The following is a 16,432-nucleotide window of genomic DNA, read 5'->3' as shown; positions in this document are numbered from 1 at the left end:
CCCGGGCCCCTGCCGGCTTGCCCTGCCCCGTGACGGCGGGCTCCGCCGCGCGTCAGATCAGGCCGTGCTCCTCCAGATAGCTGAGCTGGGCCTGGACCGACAGTTCGGCCGCCGGCCAGAGGGAGCGGTCCACGTCCGCGTACACCCGGGCCACCACCTCCGCGGCCGTCCGGCACCCGTCCTCGACCGCCGTCTCCACCTGGGCGAGCCTGGTGGCCCGGTGCGCCAGGTAGTAGTCGACCGCGCCGAGCGCGTCCGCGAGCACCGGGCCGTGTCCCGGCAGCACGGTCCGTACGTCGTGCTCGGCCGCCATGGTGTGCAGCCGCCGCAGTGAGTCCAGGTAGTCGCCGAGCCTGCCGTCCGGATGGGCGACCATCGTGGTGCCCCGGCCGAGCACGGTGTCCCCGGTGATGATCGCGCCGTCGGCCGGCAGGTGGAAGGTCAGCGAGTCCGCGGTGTGCCCGGGCGTGGCGACCACCCGCAGCTCCAGACCGCCGACGTCGAGCACCTGTCCGCCGTGCAGCCCCTCGGAACCCAGCCGGTGCGCCGGGTCGAGGGCCCGCACCTCGGTGCCGGTCAGCTCGGCGAAGCGGGCGGCCCCCTCGGCGTGGTCGTGGTGCCCGTGGGTCAGCAGCGTCAGCGCCACCCGCTTGCCGCGCTGCTCGGCGGCGTCGACGACCCGGCGCAGATGGCCCTCGTCCAGCGGGCCCGGATCGACCACCACCGCGAGGTCCGAGCCCGGTTCGGAGAGCAGCCAGGTGTTGGTGCCGTCCAGCGTCATCGGCGACGGGTTGGGCGCCAGCACGCACAGCGCCCGGGCGGTGGCCTCACCGCCGACGGTGGCGGCGGGGTCGCCCGGCAGCAGTCCGCTCACCGGCCGCCCTCGCTGCTCCGGATCAGTGAGCGCAGCGGGAGGGCGCGCTCCAGCGGGCGCTTGCCGGTCTCGCCGGCCGGTGCGGCGTCGTAGCGGCCACCGGCCGGCGTACGGGCGGGGAGCGAACGGATCGGCGCGGCGTCACCCGGCAGGGCGCGTGCCGGGCGCGGAGCCACTTCGTCGTGGTTCATCGGGCGGGATTCCTTCCTGGGTTCGCAAAGTGGCTGTGGGGGTGCAGGCCGGTCCATCAGCGGGTCACGGCGGGAAGTGGCCGTCGATGGTCAGCTCCTCGTACCCAGACCATCGCACCGTCAGCCGGTCGCCGGCCACCGTGGCCCGGCCGAGGACGGGTTCGATCCGCCGGTCCGCCGCCGCCGTGAGCGCCTCCGCCGCCGTCCGGACCGGCAGCAGCTCGCGCAGCACCGTCACGGTCGGCGGCAGCATGCCGTACCGGCCCTCCGCATGGCCCCGGACGGCCTCGGCGGGCGGCAGCCAGGCGACCCGGTCGGCCTCGCCGACCTGGAGCGCGGCCTGCTGGTCGGCGGGCAGTGCGGCGACGAAGAACCAGGTGTCGTACCGGCGCTCCTCGAAGGCCGGGGTGACCCAGCGGGCCCAGGCAGCCAGCAGGTCGCTGCGCAGCAGCAGCCCGTTGCTCTGCAGGAAGTCGGCGAAGGAGAGCCGGTGGGCCTCCAGGGCGGCCCGCTGCTCGGTCCAGTCCCGGGGCTCGGCGGTGCTGTGGGCGTCCGGCCCGGCCAGCAGCACACCGGCCTCCTCGAAGGTCTCCCGGACGGCCGCGCAGACCACCGCCTGCGCGGTGCGGGCGTCCACGCCGAGCCGCTCGGCCCACTCCCGCGGTGAGGGCCCGGCCCAGGCGAGTTCGGCCTCGGCGTCGCGCGGGTCCACTCCGCCGCCCGGGTAGGCGTACATCCCGCCCGCGAAGGCCATGGAGGTGCGGCGGCGCAGCAGGTACGCCTGCGGGCCCTCGGCCGCGTCGCGCAGCAGCACCACCGTGGCAGCGGGCTTCGGCACGGGCGGGGTCAGCTCGCCGGACTCCACCGCCCGGATCCGGGCGGGCCAGGAAGGCGGCATCGGGGCCGACGGTGCTCGGTGATCCATGCCCGGATGCTAAGCGGGTGAGGCCCGGCTTGGACAGGGCCCGGAGGAACCGCGGCGGCCGGGGTCGGGCCATGACCGGCCCCGGCCGTCCCGTACCGTCCGTCAGGAGCCGGCCCGGACCCGGACCTGGATCTCGACCTCGACCGGGGCGTCCAGCGGCAGGACCGCGACGCCGACCGCGCTGCGGGCGTGCACACCGGCCTCGCCGAGCGCCTCGCCGAGCAGTTCGCTGGCACCGTTGATCACGGCGGGCTGGCCGGTGAAGTCGGGGGCGGAGGCGACGAAACCGACCACCTTGACGACCTGCTCGATCCGGTCCAGGTCGCCGATCACGGACTTCACGGCGGCCAGCGCGTTGAGCGCACAGGTCTGCGCCAGCTGCTTGGCCTCGTCCGGGGTGACCTCGGCGCCGACCTTGCCGGTCTTCGGCAGCTTGCCCTCGACCACCGGCAGCTGGCCCGAGGTGAAGACGTACTCGCCGGAGCGGATCGCCGGGACGTACGCGGCCACCGGCTTGGCCACCTCGGGGAGGGTCAGGCCGAGCTCGGCCAGCTTCTCCTCAACCTTGCTCATCAGCTCTTCTCCCGCTTGAGGTAGGCAACCAGCTGCTCGGGGTTGTTCGGCCCCGGGACGACCTGGACGAGCTCCCAGCCGTCCTCGCCCCAGGTGTCGAGGATCTGCTTGGTGGCGTGCACGAGCAGCGGCACGGTGACGTATTCCCACTTGGTCATGGCGCTGACTCTAGACGAGGACCGGCCGCCGCCCGTGCCGCACGCACCGGGTCCGCCGGGCCGCGCACCGCGGGTGTGAGGTGAGCCACAAAGCGGGCATGAATCCGCCGGGGTGCCAGGGTGCTCCCCGCATCGCGAGCCGCCGCTGGTTACCCTCGCGGGAAGGGCGCCCCAGGGGTGCCGGCCAACGGACGGACGGAGACGGAGCGTGGCGAGCACTCCCGGCCCAGCGGACCGACCCACCTCGAAGGGGGCCCCCGCGGGGCGCTCCGGGGCAGGCGGGCCCGGCGCACCGGACGGGGAGAGCGCGCCGGACGCCACCGGCGGCCCGGACTGGGAGGGCGTCCGACTGCACGTCGTCAGCGGCAAGGGCGGGACGGGCAAGACCACGCTGGCCGCCGCGCTGGCCATAGCCCTCGCCGCCGAGGGCGGCCGGACACTGCTGATCGAGGTCGAGGGCCGGCAGGGCATCGCCGAGCTGTTCGGGATCGCCGCACTGCCCTACGAGGAGCGGAAGATCGCCGCCGTCACCCCGGCCCAGCTCGGTCTGCCCGGCAAGGGCTCCGGGGAGATCTTCGGGCTGGCGATCGACACCGAGCTGGCACTGCTCGAGTACCTCGACATGTTCTACAAGCTCGGCCTGGCCGGGAAGGCCCTGCAGAAGGTCGGATTCGTCGACTTCGCGACCACCATCGCACCGGGTGTCCGGGACGTGCTGCTGACCGGCAAGGCCTGCGAGGCGGCCCGCCGCAAGGGCCCCGACGGACGCCGCGCCTACGACGCGATCGTGATGGACGCGCCGCCGACCGGGCGGATCACCAGATTCCTGAACGTCAACTCCGAGGTGGCCGGGCTGGCCAGGATCGGGCCGATCCACGGCCAGGCGCAGGCGGTGATGCGGGTGCTCAGGTCGCCGGAGACCGCGGTGCACCTGGTCACCCTGCTGGAGGAGATGCCGGTGCAGGAGACCGTGGACGGCATCACCGAACTGCACGAGGCCCGTCTGCCGGTCGGCGGCGTGCTGGTGAACATGGTCCGCCCGCCGGTCCTGGACGCCGCCGCGGTGGCGGCGGTTGACGGGGACCACCGCGAGGAGGTCGCGCGGGCGCTCGGCGAGGCCGGCCTCGGCGGCCGCTCACGGACGGCGGCGACGGTCCGTACGGCGGTCGAGCCGCTGCTGGACCCGTTGCTCGAACAGGCCCGTGAGCACGCCGAGCGGGTCGAGCTGGAGCGCGAACAGCGTTCGGCGCTGCAGCAGTTGAGACTGCCGACATACGAACTCCCGCTGCTCGGCGAGGGCGTGGACCTCGGCGGCCTGTACCGGCTGGCGGGCGAGCTGAAGCGACAGGGGGCAGCATGACGGCGCTGCTGGCGATCGATGCGCTGATCGACAACCCGAAGACCCGGATCGTGGTCTGTTGCGGCTCGGGCGGGGTCGGCAAGACCACCACCGCCGCCGCGATCGGTCTGCGGGCGGCGGAGCGCGGCCGGAAGGTGGTCGTGCTGACCATCGACCCGGCCCGCCGGCTCGCCCAGTCGATGGGCCTCACCGAGCTGGACAACACCCCGCGCCCGGTCAAGGGCACCCGGCAGATGGAAGGGGCGCCGCGAGGAGGGTCCCCCCGCACGGAGTCAGGGGGAGGCTCGGCCGAGGGCGGCGGCGGGCGACGGGCGGGCGAGTTGCACGCCATGATGCTCGACATGAAGCGGACCTTCGACGAGGTCGTGCTGGCCCACGCGGAGCCCGCCCGGGCGAAGGCGATCCTGGAGAACCCCTTCTACCAGTCCCTGTCGGCCGGTTTCGCCGGCACCCAGGAGTACATGGCGATGGAGAAGCTCGGCCAGCTGCGAGCGGCCGACGAGTGGGACCTGATCGTGGTCGACACCCCGCCGTCCCGCTCCGCGCTGGATTTCCTGGACGCGCCGAACCGCCTCGGCTCCTTCCTGGACGGCAAGGTGATCCGGCTGCTGACCGCCCCCGCCAAGGTCGGCGGGCGCAGCGCGATGAGGTTCCTCAACGTCGGCATGGGCCTGCTGACCGGCACCCTCGGCAAGATCTTCGGCGCCCAGCTGCTGACGGATGTTCAGACCTTCGTCGGCGCCATGGACTCGATGTTCGGCGGCTTCCGCGAGCGGGCGGACCGCACCTACCAGCTGCTCAAGGCGCCGGGCACGGCCTTCCTGGTGGTGGCGGCGCCGGAGCGGGACGCGCTGCGCGAGGCGGCCTACTTCGTGGACCGGCTGGCAGCGGACGAGATGCCGCTGGCCGGACTGGTGCTCAACCGGGTGCACGGCACCGACGCGCCCCAGCTCACGGCGGAACGGGCACTGGCGGCGGCCGAGGCGCTGGAGGAGAACGGCTCACCGAACTCCGCGGCGGCCGAGTCACTGGCTGCCGGACTGCTCCGACTGCACGCCGAACGCATGCAGATCATGGACCGGGAGCGGCGCACCCGGGACCGCTTCGTGTCGGTCTACCCGGACGTACCGATCGTGGAGGTTAGCGCGCTGCCCGGCGACGTGCACGACCTGGACGGCCTGCGCGCCATCGGCGACCGCCTCGGCAGAACGGAGTGACCTGCGGACGCGTGACCTGCGGACGGCGTGGCCCGCGGAGCGGTGCGGCCGACAGGCGCAGCCCGGCGCGACGGAGGCCGACGTGACGGGACCCGACGCGGTGAAGCCCGATGTTGTACTGCCCGACGTTGTACTGCCCGACGCGGCGTAGCCCGGCGAGGCGAGCCGCCCGCCCATGGCCGGCCCGGCCGTGCTCAGCCCGCCTGGGCGTAGTCGGTGAGGATGACGCCAGTCGCCAGCGACTCCTCGTACTCCGTCCGGGCCGTCTCCAGCAGCCGGCGCCAGGACATCACCGTCGGCCTGCGGCGCAGGAGCGCCCGGCGCTCGCGCTCGGTCATACCGCCCCACACGCCGAACTCGACCCGGTTGTCGAGCGCGTCCGCCAGGCACTCGGTGCGCACCGGGCAGCCGCTGCACACCGCTTTGGCGCGGTTCTGCGCCGCCCCCTGAACAAACAGCTCGTCCGGATCACTCGTGCGGCAGGCGGCCTGCGCACTCCAGTCGTCCACCCAGCCCATGCTGGCGCCGTCCTCTCCCGAATCGGGGCTCCCCCACGGCGGCAACGGCATATTCACCGTTGCCAGTTGAGGACGTTACGGAAGAACGACAGCGCGCAACAGCCCCTACGGGCTCAATCTCAAATGACCCGATCGGACTATGGGTATCTGACTTCTCACTCGTTGGAGTGATCGCAGGTCGCAGGGCTTGTCAGAGCCACTCGGACCACTCTCGTCACGCTGCGCCATGGAGCCGCCATCAGGACCCGATTCCAACCATCACAAACTGTGGCGAATCGGACAAAGCTCATCACTCACAAGAGTGATGGCGATGAACAGAGCGAAGCTGTCGCAGTCTTGTGACAAGCGTAGGCGAACACCTGCCCTCTCGCCCGGTATTTGGCAACGTAGGGTTTCCCCATGGCACCTCAGCGACCCTCGCGACATCCTGTCGACATGGCCGGCCTCGGACTCAAGTTCCTGGGCACCAGCGTGCTGGCCGGACTGCTGGTCGCGGGCATGGCGATGCCCGCCGTCGGCGCACTCGGGCTGACCGCGAAGGACACCGCCGAGAGCTTCGACAACATCCCGGACGACTTCAAGACCCCGCCGCTCTCCCAGGCCTCGTACATCTACGACGCCAAGGGCGGCGTGATCGCCAAGGTCTTCGACCGGGACCGCACCGTCCTCACCAAGGACCAGATGGCCCCGATCATGCGGCAGGCCCAGGTCGACATCGAGGACAACCGCTTCTTCGAGCACGGCGCCATCGACCTCAAGGGCATCATCCGCGCGGCCAGCAAGAACGCCGAGTCCGGCTCCGCCGCCCAGGGCGCCTCCACGCTGACCCAGCAGTACGTGAAGAACGTCAACGTGGAGCAGGCCGGTGACGACCAGGACGCGTTCCTGGAGGCCACGAGGAAGAGCATGGGTCGCAAGATCCAGGAGCTGAAGTACGCCATCAAGCTGGAGGAGGACCTGAGCAAGGATCAGATCCTCACCAATTACCTGAACATCACCTTCTACGGCCACCAGGCGTACGGCGTCGAGGCGGCCGCCACCCGCTACTTCAGCAAGAGCGCCAAGGACCTGACCATCCCCGAGGCCGCGATGCTGGCCGGTCTGGTGCAGAACCCGTCGGCGTACGACCCGGTCCTGCATCCCCAGGCCGCGCAGAACCGCCGCAACACGGTGATCAACAAGCTGCTGGAGTACAAGCACATCACCCCGCAGCAGGCCAAGGACGCGCTGGCCTCCCCGCTCGGCATCAAGTACAAGGAGCCGCTGAACGGCTGCATCACCGCCCAGGCGGGCATGGGCTTCTTCTGCGACTACGTCCGGCACGTGGTGAAGATGGACCCGGTGTTCGGCAAGACCCAGGCCGACCGGCAGAAGCTCTGGAGCCAGGGCGGCCTGAAGATCTACACCACCATCGACCCCGAGAAGCAGGCGGCGGCGTACAAGGCGGTCACCACCAAGGTCAACCCGACCGACTCCGTCTCGGCCGCGATGACCATGATCAAGCCGGGCACCGGCGAGATCCTGGCGATGGCCCAGACCCGCCCCTACGGCCTGGACGCCAAGCAGAACCAGACCGTGCTCAACCTCAACGTCGACGCGGCGATGGGCGGCGGCAACGGCTTCTCCCCCGGCTCGACCTTCAAGCCGATCCTGGCGGCGGCCGCGCTGGAGTCGGGCACGCCGATCACCCAGCAGTACCCGTCCGAGCACCAGATCCCGTACCCGACCATGACCACCTGCAACGGCACCTGGAAGGCCGACGGCAGCACGGTCGAGAACGAGAGCTCGAGCGAGGTCGGGCCGTACGACATGAAGGAGGCGATGGCCAAGTCGGTCAACACCTACTTCGTCGAGCTCGGCAAGGACGTCGGCCTCTGCCCGATGAAGCAGATGGTCAACAAGCTCGGCATCAAGACCCTGGCCAGCGGTGCGCCCCTGGTCCAGCAGCCCTCGAGCATCCTCGGCGCGGTCGAGGTCAGCCCGATGCGGATGGCCGCCGTCTACGCCGCCTTCGCCGCCCGCGGCCTGTACTGCGACCCGATCGCGATCAGCTCGGTGGTCGGTGCCGACGGCAAGAAGCTGGCCGTCCCGCAGGCCAACTGCACCCAGGCGATGCTCGGGACCACCGCCGACGGGGTCAACACCCTGCTGAAGACGGTGATCGAGAAGGGCACCGCGTCCAACATCAAGATCAACGACGGCCGCGAGTTCGCCGGTAAGACCGGTACCACCGACAACCGCTACGCCGCCTGGTTCAACGGCTACACCCCCGACCTCGCCACCGCCGTCTGGCTCGGCGGCCCCGGCGGCAACGTCTCCATGCGCAACATCACCATCGGCGGCGAGTACTTCGACTCGGTCTACGGCTCCTCCGGCCCCGGCCCGATCTGGCAGATGGCCATGAACGACGCCGTGGCGGGCACCCCGAAGAGCAGCTTCCAGCTGGTGTCCATCCCCGACCCGGCCACCCCTCCCGGCGGCGGCAACACCGAGCCCGCCAACCCCGCGCCGCCCGCCGGCGACGGAGGTGCCAACGGCAACGGCGCCACCGGCCTGATCAACGGCGGCTTCACCCTGCCGCCGGGCGTCATCGGCGGCGGCAACGGTGGGCCCGGCAAGGGCGGCAAGCACCACTGACACCCACGGTACGGCGAAGGGGTGCCCCCACAGCGGGGGCACCCCTTCGCCGTGTCCGTCCTCTTCGTGTCCAGGCCGGCCGGCGGATCAGCCCGGACCTCGGCGGATCAGCCCGACAGTGCGGCCTTCACCGCGGCGGCCACCCGGCCGCCCTCGGCGACGCCCTCGACCTTCGGACGCACCAGCTTCATCACCGCGCCCATGCCCTGCGGTCCGGTAGCACCGCTCTCGGCCACCGCGGCAGCGACGATCGCCTTCAGCTCCTCGTCGCTGAGCTGCTTGGGCAGGTAGTGCGCCAGCAACTCACCCTCGGCGCGCTCCTGCGCGGCCGAATCCACCCGACCGGCGTTCTCGAAGGCCTCGGCCGCCTCCCGGCGCTTCTTCGCCTCCCGGGCGATCACCTTCAGCACCTCGTCGTCCGTCAGCTCGCGCTTCTCCTTGCCGGCCACCTCCTCGCTGGTGACGGCGGCCAGTGTCAGCCGGATCGTGGACGCGCGCAGCTCGTCCCGGGCCTTGATCGCAGCCGTGAGGTCCTCGTGCAGCTGCTCCTTGAGCGTTGTCATGCTGATGAGTGTCCCACCTGCGGAAACCCGACGCTCCCGAATAACCGGCCCGGGAACCCGCGTCGCCCCGCCGGGACCGCACCCCGGGGACTCGCGCCACCCCGTCGGAACCACACCCAGCCCTGCCGACGGGCCGTCAACGCACCTCCTCCCGTTCGCCGGACAGAGCGGCGGCGGCCGGGAGAGGATGGCGCAATGTCGCCCAACGGAACCGATGCCCACCGGACCGAGAGCGACCTCCCGCCCCTGGTGGCCCAGGCGGTCACCGCGGCCCGGGAGGCCGGCTTCGCGAACTCCTGCCGCCCGGAACAGGGCCGACTGCTGCGCGCGCTCGCCGGCGGCGCCCACGCCCGGATCGGCGAGACCGGCACCGGCTTCGGCGTCGGACTGGCCTGGCTGGCCACCGGGGCCCGCGAGGGCGTCCGGCTGGTCAGTGCCGAGCGCGACGAGGCACGGGCCGCCGCCGCGGGACGGCTCTTCGCCGGGCACCCCGCCGTCCGGGTCCTGCATGCGGACTGGACCGAGCTGTACCGCCACGCCCCGTACGACCTGCTGGTCCTCGACGGCGGCGGCCAGGCCAAGGGCGGCCCGCCGGCGCTGCTGCCGGGCGACCCCGGGGAAGCCGCGGATCCCGTCCGACTGCTCACTCCCGGCGGGGTCCTGGTGATCGACGATTTCACCCCGTCCGCCGACTGGCCCCCGCTGCACCGGGGGGAGCCCGACCGAGCCCGGCTGCACTGGCTGCGGCACCCCGCGCTGCGCGCCGTCGAACTGCCGCTGGCGTCGGACCTGAGCGTGATCCTCGGGGTCCGTACGCCACTCGGCACCGACGTACCCGACCGGCTGTCAGCTCCCTCCTGACTGCCGGGATCCACCGAGGTCCGCGGCGGCGATCCGCAAGGCCGACGGCCCCGATCCGCCGGGGCCGACAGTCTGCGAATCCGGCTGCTCAGAGCGGGGAACCGCCCGTTCACGCGCGCTTTCGGCGTCTGCGACGATGGACCGATGCGACCGCTGTACTCCGTCCCCCTCGGCATCGCCGCCACCGGCGCCGCCTGTCTCGTCTACTCCGCCGGTTACGAGGTCCGCTCGTTCCGGCTGCGCCGGGTCGACGTCCCGATCCTGCCGAAGGGCGCGCGGCCGATCCGGGTGCTCCAGGTCTCCGACATCCACATGGTCGCCGGACAGCGCAAGAAGCACCGCTGGCTGCAGAGCCTGGCCGCGCTCCGCCCCGACCTGGTGGTCAACACCGGCGACAACCTCTCCGACCCGGACGGCATCCCGTACGCGCTGGACGCCCTCGGGCCGCTGATGGAGTTCCCCGGCGCGTACGTCTTCGGCTCCAACGACTACTACGGCCCCGCCAAGAAGAACCCCGCGCGCTACCTGAAGGCGCTGCGCACCGGGGTGCACGGGCTGAACAACCCCGACGGGACCGGCCGGCGCGGCATCACCGGCGCCTGCCACATCGAGTGGGAGCAGCTCCGGGACGGCTTCGACGCGGCCGGCTGGCTCAACCTCACCAACACCCGGGGGCGGCTGAAGGTCGCCGGACTCGACATCGAGTTCACCGGCCTGGACGACCCGCACATCCGCCGTGACCGCTACGCCGAGGTGGCCGGCGGCCCGTCCGCCGACGCCGACCTCTCGCTCGCCGTGGTGCACGCGCCCTACCTGCGGGTGCTCGACGCCTTCGCCGCCGACCGCTATCCGCTGATCCTCGCCGGCCACACCCACGGCGGGCAGCTCTGCATCCCCTTCTACGGCGCCCTCGTCACCAACTGCGACCTCGACACCGACCGGGTCAAGGGCCTCTCCTCCCACCAGGCCGACGGCCACCGTTCCTACCTGCACGTCTCGGCCGGCTGCGGCACCAACCGATACACCCCCATCCGGTTCGCCTGCCCTCCCGAAGCCACCCTCCTCACCCTCACCCCCAAGCCCTGATCAGCCCTCGCGCGTCAATCCGCCCCTTTTGTCCCTTTTGGAGGGGCGGATTTCACCTCTCGGCACTCGTCCGGTAGAGTTCTACTCGTTGCGACGGAGACGGAAGCAACAAAGGAAAGACCGGGGTGTGGCGCAGCTTGGTAGCGCGCTTCGTTCGGGACGAAGAGGCCGTGGGTTCAAATCCCGCCACCCCGACCCAGTAGTACCAGGTCAGGGCCCTGATCCTCACTGAGGATCAGGGCCCTGACTGGTTTCTGAGCGCCCTTGGGAGCGATCGGGGAGTGGATCCCACTCCCGAGCCGCCGCTACTGATCCACCCTCAGCAGCGCCGAGTGCGACCCCGGGGGAACCAGGACGCACCTTCCGCCGCTTCTCCGAGGCCGCCTCCTCGCTCCAGTCGCCGACTCGGCGCCGTGGCAGGCCCGGACTACCGCGGCGTCCCCGGCCGAGATGGGGAAGCGCCGAGCACCCAGCCGCCGCACACCCCCGCCCGCACCCCCATCAAGTGCCACCGCAGCCGCCGCCGGCGCCCTCGACTCAGCAACACGTCGTGGGCGGCCAATGACGTAGATCATGGGCACCCTCATCTGAGATCTTCTACCTGTCCACCGTCAGCTCCAGGCACGGCACTGCACTGCACAACAATGGGGGTCTTCATGGGATACACGCGGACACGGCATGCCGCCGGGCGACTGGTACCGCTGGCGGCGATGGCAGCTCTAGCGCTTCCCCTGGTCACCGGCTGCGGGGGCTCTTCACCGCGTGCTGCCTCGGACGGACGCAGCACGGCGCCCGCGCAGGACTCGACGCAGAAGTCACCGAGCGCCGCCGCCACTGACGCGGCCTTTCGCGACCGGGACCTCGTGATCAGTGCAGGTTGCACCGTGCCCGCGTCCAGGCCCGCCAAGGTGTGGGTGGAAGGCTTCGAGCCCGGCAGCTGGAAGAAGGTGGCATCGGTCGAGTTCACCGTTCCGGCAACGGCGGTGGTCGGCTCCCGCCCCGGGGCCGGAGCCAAGCTGAGCGCCCTGCAGGAGCTGTGTGCGGGCAACTTCCCCACCTCCGGCAGCAGCAATGACAATGCCTCCGACAACGCCTTCGGGCCTCGGGTCCGTCAGCTCTTCGACCACGACTTCAGTCGGCTCGCGGTGGTCACCACCGACGACAAGACAGGCGCGAGCCACGTCGGCTACGTCGACCGCAAGGGCAACTTCACCGACCTCACCGGCACCAGCTCAGGTTTCGCCAGCACTCCCCAGGAGAAGGACGCACTCTTCGCCCCCGACGGCGGGAGCGTCTGGTTCACGTACCGCGACCCGAGTGGCCAGGACCACATCGCCAGTCGCGACCTCACCTCCGACCACCGGCTCACCGAGCAGTGGAGCGGTTCCCCCGCCGGATTCGGCGACCTCGGCCTGACCCTGGGGGGCAGCCCCCTGCACGGTGTGACCGGCGGAAGCGTGTACTTCAGCCCGGACGGAAAGCGCGCAGTCGCGTACGTCGACGGGGAGGGCCAGAACGTGGTGACGGTGACGTCCAGTGGGCTTCTGAAGGCCGACGGAAGCGCCAGCCAGATCAAAGACATGGACTGCAGGCCGTCCGGGTGGATCGACAACCACACACTGCTCTGCGCCCCAACCAAAATCGGGAGCCCGAAGCCGCCCTATCAGAACAACCTGTGGACCCTCGACGTCGACCGGATGCACCCGAACGACTACGACAACGCCATGGATGCCGCCGGCCCCGTCCTGCTCCCGGCGACCGACCGGAAGAACATCCCCCAGGCCATCTCGGCCGACGGGAAGAAGCTGCTGTTCCGCTCGGTCCAGGGCAACCAGGAGACCGCGTTCGTCACCGACCTCAGCCCTGGCGCCCAGCCGCAGCAGGTCACCCCTCAGGAGGCGGCCACAGCTCTGGGCTACGGCGATGTCGTCCTGGAGTGGCGGTAGCCGTGTGCCACGGCGGGCCCCAGCGTTGCGAAGATCGTGGACGACGCAACTCCGGATCACTGGTACGTCCTGACCGTTCACCGAGGGCTGAGGAACGCCAGGGCTGCACGGGTTGGTGTCCGGTTGCGGCAACGCCGACGTCGTGTCGGGGCGGCTGACTGCCGGCGGGCTGCCCCAACCGGGAGGCGGGCTCTGGCCGAGTAGCCCATGGGCCGTCAGTGGGCCGTCCGAGGGTTACCGGCGCTGACCGGCATCGACGGCTCCGCAGCAGGTCGACGATGGTTCGCTGGGCAGAGTCCGAGGTGGCCGGAAGCCTGCGCCACTCACCCCGGCAGCAGGTCTCAGCCACGCCGTGGGGGCTCGGCAGGACGCCGGCGCGGCCGCCTGGTCGGCGGGACGGGAACGGTCCGAGTTCCCGTCTGAGCTCCCGTCAGTGGGCACCTGCCGCAGCCCGCCAGGCAGGTGCCCACTGCGACCCCACGGATATCCACGAAGCTGGGAACGTCGGCCCGGCCCCGGCGGGCCGGGAGCTGTCCCGCCCTCCGGGCGGCGCTGTCACCACTCGTCGTAGTCGCCGATCACCAGGAAGCTGCCCGCGACACCGTCGTCACCGAACAGGCCTCCGTGGACGGTGCGGGTCACAACGCCGTCGGTTTCGCCGTGGGGACCCACGGTGGCGACCGGGGCGCCGTTGTCACAGGTGAAGCCGCGGAAGACCTCGACAGTCTTCCGGCTGTCGTTGAAAACGCTGAAGCTGCTGGAGCCCAGTCCGCTGACCGCAGTGATGCAGCCGTCAGTGGAGGCGGAGTACGCGCGGTCGTTGAAGAAGATCCTCCCCTCTTCCTCGTGGCCGCGGCCGTGTCCGCCGCCCTCGTGGTCGCGGCCCTCGTGGTCGCGGCCCTCGTCCCTGTCTCCGCCTGCGCGTCCGCCACCCTCGCGGTCGCGGCCCTCGTCCTTCTCCCCGTTTGCGTGTCCGCTGCCCGAGACAGCCGCAGCGGGGGTGGCCGGCTGGACGGGCTGGGCCACTCGCTGGACGGGCTGGGCCACTCGCTGAACAGACGGGGACACCGGGGCGGATTCGGCGGTCGAGGCGTAGGTGATACCGGTGGCCGCAAGGACCGCCGCGCTTCCGGCAGCGGCCACAGTTAACGTACGCGTGCGCATGTCACTTCTCTCCGTCACATGGATGTCGGCCGGGCGACCGATCTGCGACGAACGTAACGACAGCCCCTATAGCTGTCATTTCGGACATGTCCGAGGTATGACACGGGGAGTCCAGCCAGGTGGAAGTGCGGCTCGCATCGCATACCGGAAATCCCGCTGCCCCGGCCCGGTGGTACCGGTCAGCGCCCTGATCCTCAGCAAGGGCAGGGCGTTGACCGGTTCATGTGCTCTCCGGAGTGAGTGGACCGGCCCGGCGGACACCGATGCCTCGGTGCGCCGTACAGGTCGCTCCGACCCCCGTGATGGACTCGGTCGCGCTGCGGGCGAACGTCAGTGCGGAAGGCGTGAACGTCGGCGCCGCTGGGCGCGAGCGGATATCGGTTTCGGGTCATGGAACATCACCATGGGGCGCGACGCGGTCGTGTGGGCGCCGCACTCGGTACTTCGGCACAGGCCCCAAACTAGGCCTGCATCATTGTCGTTGCCACCAGAAGGCGCCTCGCGACCTGCCGCGAGGCATGGCGCACGAGGGCGGCCCCGACTCACCGCGCGGCCGGCGTGTGGCTCTCACCGGCGACCTCGGAGTCCGGCTTCCGCGGCGGCTGTCAGCCGTTTGCGCCAACAGCGGAGGTGGTCCGCGCCGACAGCCTCCATCGTTGAGTCGACCCGATACCGCGGTCCTGTTGCGATGCGCGGCCTCGGAGTCGGACACCGCACTGGCCTGATGAAGGAACGGCCGGGGGAGACCGGTCGGTGCGACGACGCCGGGCTGCGAGCGACCAGGGCGACCGCCCGGAGGATGATCGTGACAGTCAGTGAGGATGATCTGCTCAGCGCCGAGGACGAGCGACTGGAAGAACTCTTCCGGGTGAGCATGCCTGGTGACATCCCCGACGGCCCGATGGAAGGCACCGCCATCATCGGCGCGGGCACGGCCCTGACCCGGCCGATCGCCGCATTGATCCGTCTGGGCGTGTGGCGGGGCAAGGTCTTCGACCGCGACGCGGGCTACCTGAGCAATCGGCTGTCCGCGCTGGACGTGCTGGCGGTCCTCGCCACGGTGGCTCCGGGACCGAGTCTGCTGGACGGCGAGGAGTGCATCGTCATCGACTACTCCAGGACGTCCCTCGTCGTGGGCGGCGTGCGTGACGAGATCCGCCAGGTGGGCCCGGACCTGTATCTGGGGGTGACCTGGCTGTTCGGAACCAAGGTCTGCTGGTTCTCGCTGAGGGCGCCGCAGGCAGACGGCGGGCCGGGCGAGGAGCAGCGGAAGAAGACGCGTGGCCGGTCCCGGTCCACCTAGGGCCCGTTCGGCCCGCGGCGGCGTCACGGCTCGTACGCGGCCCGGTGCCCCGCGATCGGCCAGTGGAAGGCTCCCCTTCTTGCCGGGCCGCAGGGGCGACGCGAGGGTGAAGGGAGTTGTGTCCGTGCGGGTCCTTGGAAGGGAGCACACCGATGCCCGCTGAACATGTTTCCGGGATCGATCCGGCGGCGGGTCGGAGATGCCTGCCGAAAGGAGGGTGACGGAGGGTCGGGCCGGCGTCCGACCGGGGACCTCTCACCGCGGGTTGACGGTCATCTAGGGTGGTTCCCCATGGCTGAACCCTCCCCCCACCTGACCGCGACGGCGGACGCCTACGACGCCGTCGCCGTTCGCTACGCCGACTTCGTCCGGAACGGGCTCGACCCGCTCCCGCTGGACCGCTCGATCCTCGCCGCGTTCGCCGAGCTCGTGAACACCTCCGATGCCGGCCGGGTGGCCGAACTCGGCTGCGGTCCCGGTGTCGTGACGGCACATCTGCGAGACCTGGGGCTGGACGTCTTCGGCGTCGACCTGTCGCCGGTGATGATCGACCTTGCCCGCGGGGCCTACCCCGACCTGCGCTTCGAGGCCGGCTCGATGGACGCCCTCGAGGTGGCCGACGGCGAGCTGGGCGGCATCGTGTCCTGGTACTCGGTGATCCACACGCCGCCGCGGGAACTTCCCCCGTACTTCGCCGAGTTCAGCCGGGTGCTGGCGCCGGGCGGTCATCTTCTCCTCGCCTTCTTCGAATCCGAGGGCGAGCCGGTGGTGGAGTTCGACCACAAGGTGGCACCGGCCTACCGGTGGCCGGTCGACGGTCTCGCCGAGCTGGCCCGCGCGGCCGGCTTCGCCGAGGTCGGCCGGATGCTGCGCGAGCCGCGCGAGGAGGAGCGCTACCGCCGGGGCCACCTGTTGCTGCGCAGGCGGTAGTCGCGAGGCCGGCAGGCGCCGCGGCCTCCGGCGACAGGGAGCGCTGACCGCCGATGCCCGGTGTCACAGCAGACCAGGGCGGACGGCAGGTGTGGGCGCAGCGTGCGCCCGTCATCCAGTCATACA

At 71.2% G+C, this 16,432-nt stretch carries 16 protein-coding genes and 1 tRNA gene; 9 read left to right on the top strand and 8 right to left on the bottom strand.

What is annotated here, in order from left to right:
• Positions 1-52: 52 nt before the first annotated feature.
• The 5 genes from ACWDAK_RS32860 to ACWDAK_RS32840 all read right to left on the bottom strand — a co-directional run bounded on the left by ACWDAK_RS32860 (position 53) and on the right by ACWDAK_RS32840 (position 2,721).
• Positions 53-874 (bottom strand): MBL fold metallo-hydrolase, encoded by an 822-nt coding sequence (locus tag ACWDAK_RS32860; RefSeq protein ID WP_344636908.1) that lies wholly within the window; start codon positions 872-874, stop codon positions 53-55.
• Complete coding sequence (locus ACWDAK_RS32855) at positions 871-1,065, bottom strand: hypothetical protein (RefSeq protein ID WP_344636907.1); 195 nt, start codon at positions 1,063-1,065, stop codon at positions 871-873. The genes ACWDAK_RS32860 and ACWDAK_RS32855 overlap by 4 nt, the downstream gene beginning before the upstream one ends.
• A 64-nt stretch (positions 1,066-1,129) precedes the next feature.
• Complete coding sequence (locus tag ACWDAK_RS32850) at positions 1,130-1,990, bottom strand: NUDIX hydrolase (RefSeq protein WP_344636906.1); 861 nt, start codon at positions 1,988-1,990, stop codon at positions 1,130-1,132.
• A gap of 102 nt (positions 1,991-2,092) precedes the next feature.
• On the bottom strand, positions 2,093-2,563 hold the full coding sequence (locus tag ACWDAK_RS32845) for a RidA family protein (protein WP_344636905.1): 471 nt from the start codon (positions 2,561-2,563) through the stop codon (positions 2,093-2,095).
• On the bottom strand, positions 2,563-2,721 hold the full coding sequence (locus tag ACWDAK_RS32840) for a DUF4177 domain-containing protein (RefSeq protein WP_095874066.1): 159 nt from the start codon (positions 2,719-2,721) through the stop codon (positions 2,563-2,565). The genes ACWDAK_RS32845 and ACWDAK_RS32840 overlap by 1 nt, the downstream gene beginning before the upstream one ends.
• Positions 2,722-3,070: 349 nt before the next feature.
• On the opposite strand from ACWDAK_RS32840, the gene ACWDAK_RS32835 reads away from it, so the two are divergent.
• Positions 3,071-4,081: an ArsA-related P-loop ATPase gene (locus ACWDAK_RS32835; protein ID WP_344636940.1), complete on the top strand. Its 1,011-nt coding sequence runs from the start codon at positions 3,071-3,073 to the stop codon at positions 4,079-4,081.
• Positions 4,078-5,298, top strand: a complete 1,221-nt coding sequence (locus ACWDAK_RS32830) for an ArsA family ATPase (RefSeq protein ID WP_344636904.1) — start codon at positions 4,078-4,080, stop codon at positions 5,296-5,298. Before ACWDAK_RS32835 ends, ACWDAK_RS32830 begins: the two co-directional genes overlap by 4 nt.
• A 194-nt stretch (positions 5,299-5,492) precedes the next feature.
• Here ACWDAK_RS32830 and ACWDAK_RS32825 read toward each other — a convergent pair whose 3' ends face one another.
• Positions 5,493-5,816 (bottom strand): WhiB family transcriptional regulator, encoded by a 324-nt coding sequence (locus tag ACWDAK_RS32825; RefSeq protein WP_033333275.1) that lies wholly within the window; start codon positions 5,814-5,816, stop codon positions 5,493-5,495.
• A 435-nt stretch (positions 5,817-6,251) separates the two neighbouring features.
• On the opposite strand from ACWDAK_RS32825, the gene ACWDAK_RS32820 reads away from it, so the two are divergent.
• Positions 6,252-8,453 carry a transglycosylase domain-containing protein gene (locus tag ACWDAK_RS32820; RefSeq protein ID WP_344636903.1) on the top strand — a complete coding sequence of 734 codons (2,202 nt, stop codon included), beginning with the start codon at positions 6,252-6,254 and terminating at the stop codon, positions 8,451-8,453.
• A 107-nt stretch (positions 8,454-8,560) separates the two neighbouring features.
• On the opposite strand, the gene ACWDAK_RS32815 is transcribed toward ACWDAK_RS32820, so the two are convergent.
• A complete protein-coding gene (locus ACWDAK_RS32815) occupies positions 8,561-9,016 on the bottom strand; it encodes a GatB/YqeY domain-containing protein (RefSeq protein WP_427395565.1) in 456 nt (151 codons plus the stop codon).
• Positions 9,017-9,211: 195 nt separating this feature from the next.
• Here ACWDAK_RS32815 and ACWDAK_RS32810 point away from each other — a divergent pair, with 195 nt between their 5' ends.
• From ACWDAK_RS32810 to ACWDAK_RS32795, 4 genes are all read left to right on the top strand, one after another.
• A complete protein-coding gene (locus ACWDAK_RS32810; RefSeq protein ID WP_427395564.1) occupies positions 9,212-9,877 on the top strand; it encodes an O-methyltransferase in 666 nt (221 codons plus the stop codon).
• 144 nt (positions 9,878-10,021) lie between these two features.
• The gene (locus tag ACWDAK_RS32805; protein WP_344636939.1) at positions 10,022-10,963 is read left to right on the top strand and encodes a metallophosphoesterase; all 942 of its coding nucleotides are present in this window, start codon (positions 10,022-10,024) and stop codon (positions 10,961-10,963) included.
• Positions 10,964-11,084: 121 nt separating this feature from the next.
• A tRNA-Pro gene (locus tag ACWDAK_RS32800) sits at positions 11,085-11,158 on the top strand.
• A gap of 689 nt (positions 11,159-11,847) precedes the next feature.
• Positions 11,848-12,909, top strand: a complete 1,062-nt coding sequence (locus tag ACWDAK_RS32795) for a hypothetical protein (RefSeq protein ID WP_427395563.1) — start codon at positions 11,848-11,850, stop codon at positions 12,907-12,909.
• A gap of 555 nt (positions 12,910-13,464) precedes the next feature.
• Here ACWDAK_RS32795 and ACWDAK_RS32790 read toward each other — a convergent pair.
• On the bottom strand, positions 13,465-14,073 hold the full coding sequence (locus ACWDAK_RS32790) for a hypothetical protein (protein WP_344636884.1): 609 nt from the start codon (positions 14,071-14,073) through the stop codon (positions 13,465-13,467).
• An 805-nt stretch (positions 14,074-14,878) separates the two neighbouring features.
• Between ACWDAK_RS32790 and ACWDAK_RS32785 the strand changes: the two genes are divergently transcribed.
• A complete protein-coding gene (locus tag ACWDAK_RS32785; protein WP_427395562.1) occupies positions 14,879-15,376 on the top strand; it encodes a hypothetical protein in 498 nt (165 codons plus the stop codon).
• A gap of 291 nt (positions 15,377-15,667) precedes the next feature.
• Positions 15,668-16,306: a class I SAM-dependent DNA methyltransferase gene (locus ACWDAK_RS32780; protein ID WP_427395561.1), complete on the top strand. Its 639-nt coding sequence runs from the start codon at positions 15,668-15,670 to the stop codon at positions 16,304-16,306.
• Positions 16,307-16,432: the final 126 nt, after the last annotated feature.

Source organism: Kitasatospora sp. NPDC001175 (assembly GCF_053598215.1).
This window is presented reverse-complemented; position numbering and strand designations above follow the sequence as displayed.

What these genes read in the sequence shown, in the direction of transcription:
- ACWDAK_RS32855 (WP_344636907.1), bottom strand. Translation starts at nt 1,065, where the DNA reads ATGAACCACGACGAAGTGGCTCCGCGCCCGGCACGCGCCCTGCCGGGT.
- ACWDAK_RS32815 (WP_427395565.1), bottom strand. Translation starts at nt 9,016, where the DNA reads ATGACAACGCTCAAGGAGCAGCTGCACGAGGACCTCACGGCTGCGATC.
- ACWDAK_RS32780 (WP_427395561.1), top strand. Translation starts at nt 15,668, where the DNA reads ATGGCTGAACCCTCCCCCCACCTGACCGCGACGGCGGACGCCTACGAC.
- ACWDAK_RS32790 (WP_344636884.1), bottom strand. Translation starts at nt 14,073, where the DNA reads ATGCGCACGCGTACGTTAACTGTGGCCGCTGCCGGAAGCGCGGCGGTC.
- ACWDAK_RS32830 (WP_344636904.1), top strand. Translation starts at nt 4,078, where the DNA reads ATGACGGCGCTGCTGGCGATCGATGCGCTGATCGACAACCCGAAGACC.
- ACWDAK_RS32825 (WP_033333275.1), bottom strand. Translation starts at nt 5,816, where the DNA reads ATGGGCTGGGTGGACGACTGGAGTGCGCAGGCCGCCTGCCGCACGAGT.
- ACWDAK_RS32805 (WP_344636939.1), top strand. Translation starts at nt 10,022, where the DNA reads ATGCGACCGCTGTACTCCGTCCCCCTCGGCATCGCCGCCACCGGCGCC.
- ACWDAK_RS32850 (WP_344636906.1), bottom strand. Translation starts at nt 1,990, where the DNA reads ATGGATCACCGAGCACCGTCGGCCCCGATGCCGCCTTCCTGGCCCGCC.
- ACWDAK_RS32845 (WP_344636905.1), bottom strand. Translation starts at nt 2,563, where the DNA reads ATGAGCAAGGTTGAGGAGAAGCTGGCCGAGCTCGGCCTGACCCTCCCC.
- ACWDAK_RS32810 (WP_427395564.1), top strand. Translation starts at nt 9,212, where the DNA reads ATGTCGCCCAACGGAACCGATGCCCACCGGACCGAGAGCGACCTCCCG.
- ACWDAK_RS32820 (WP_344636903.1), top strand. Translation starts at nt 6,252, where the DNA reads ATGGCCGGCCTCGGACTCAAGTTCCTGGGCACCAGCGTGCTGGCCGGA.
- ACWDAK_RS32840 (WP_095874066.1), bottom strand. Translation starts at nt 2,721, where the DNA reads ATGACCAAGTGGGAATACGTCACCGTGCCGCTGCTCGTGCACGCCACC.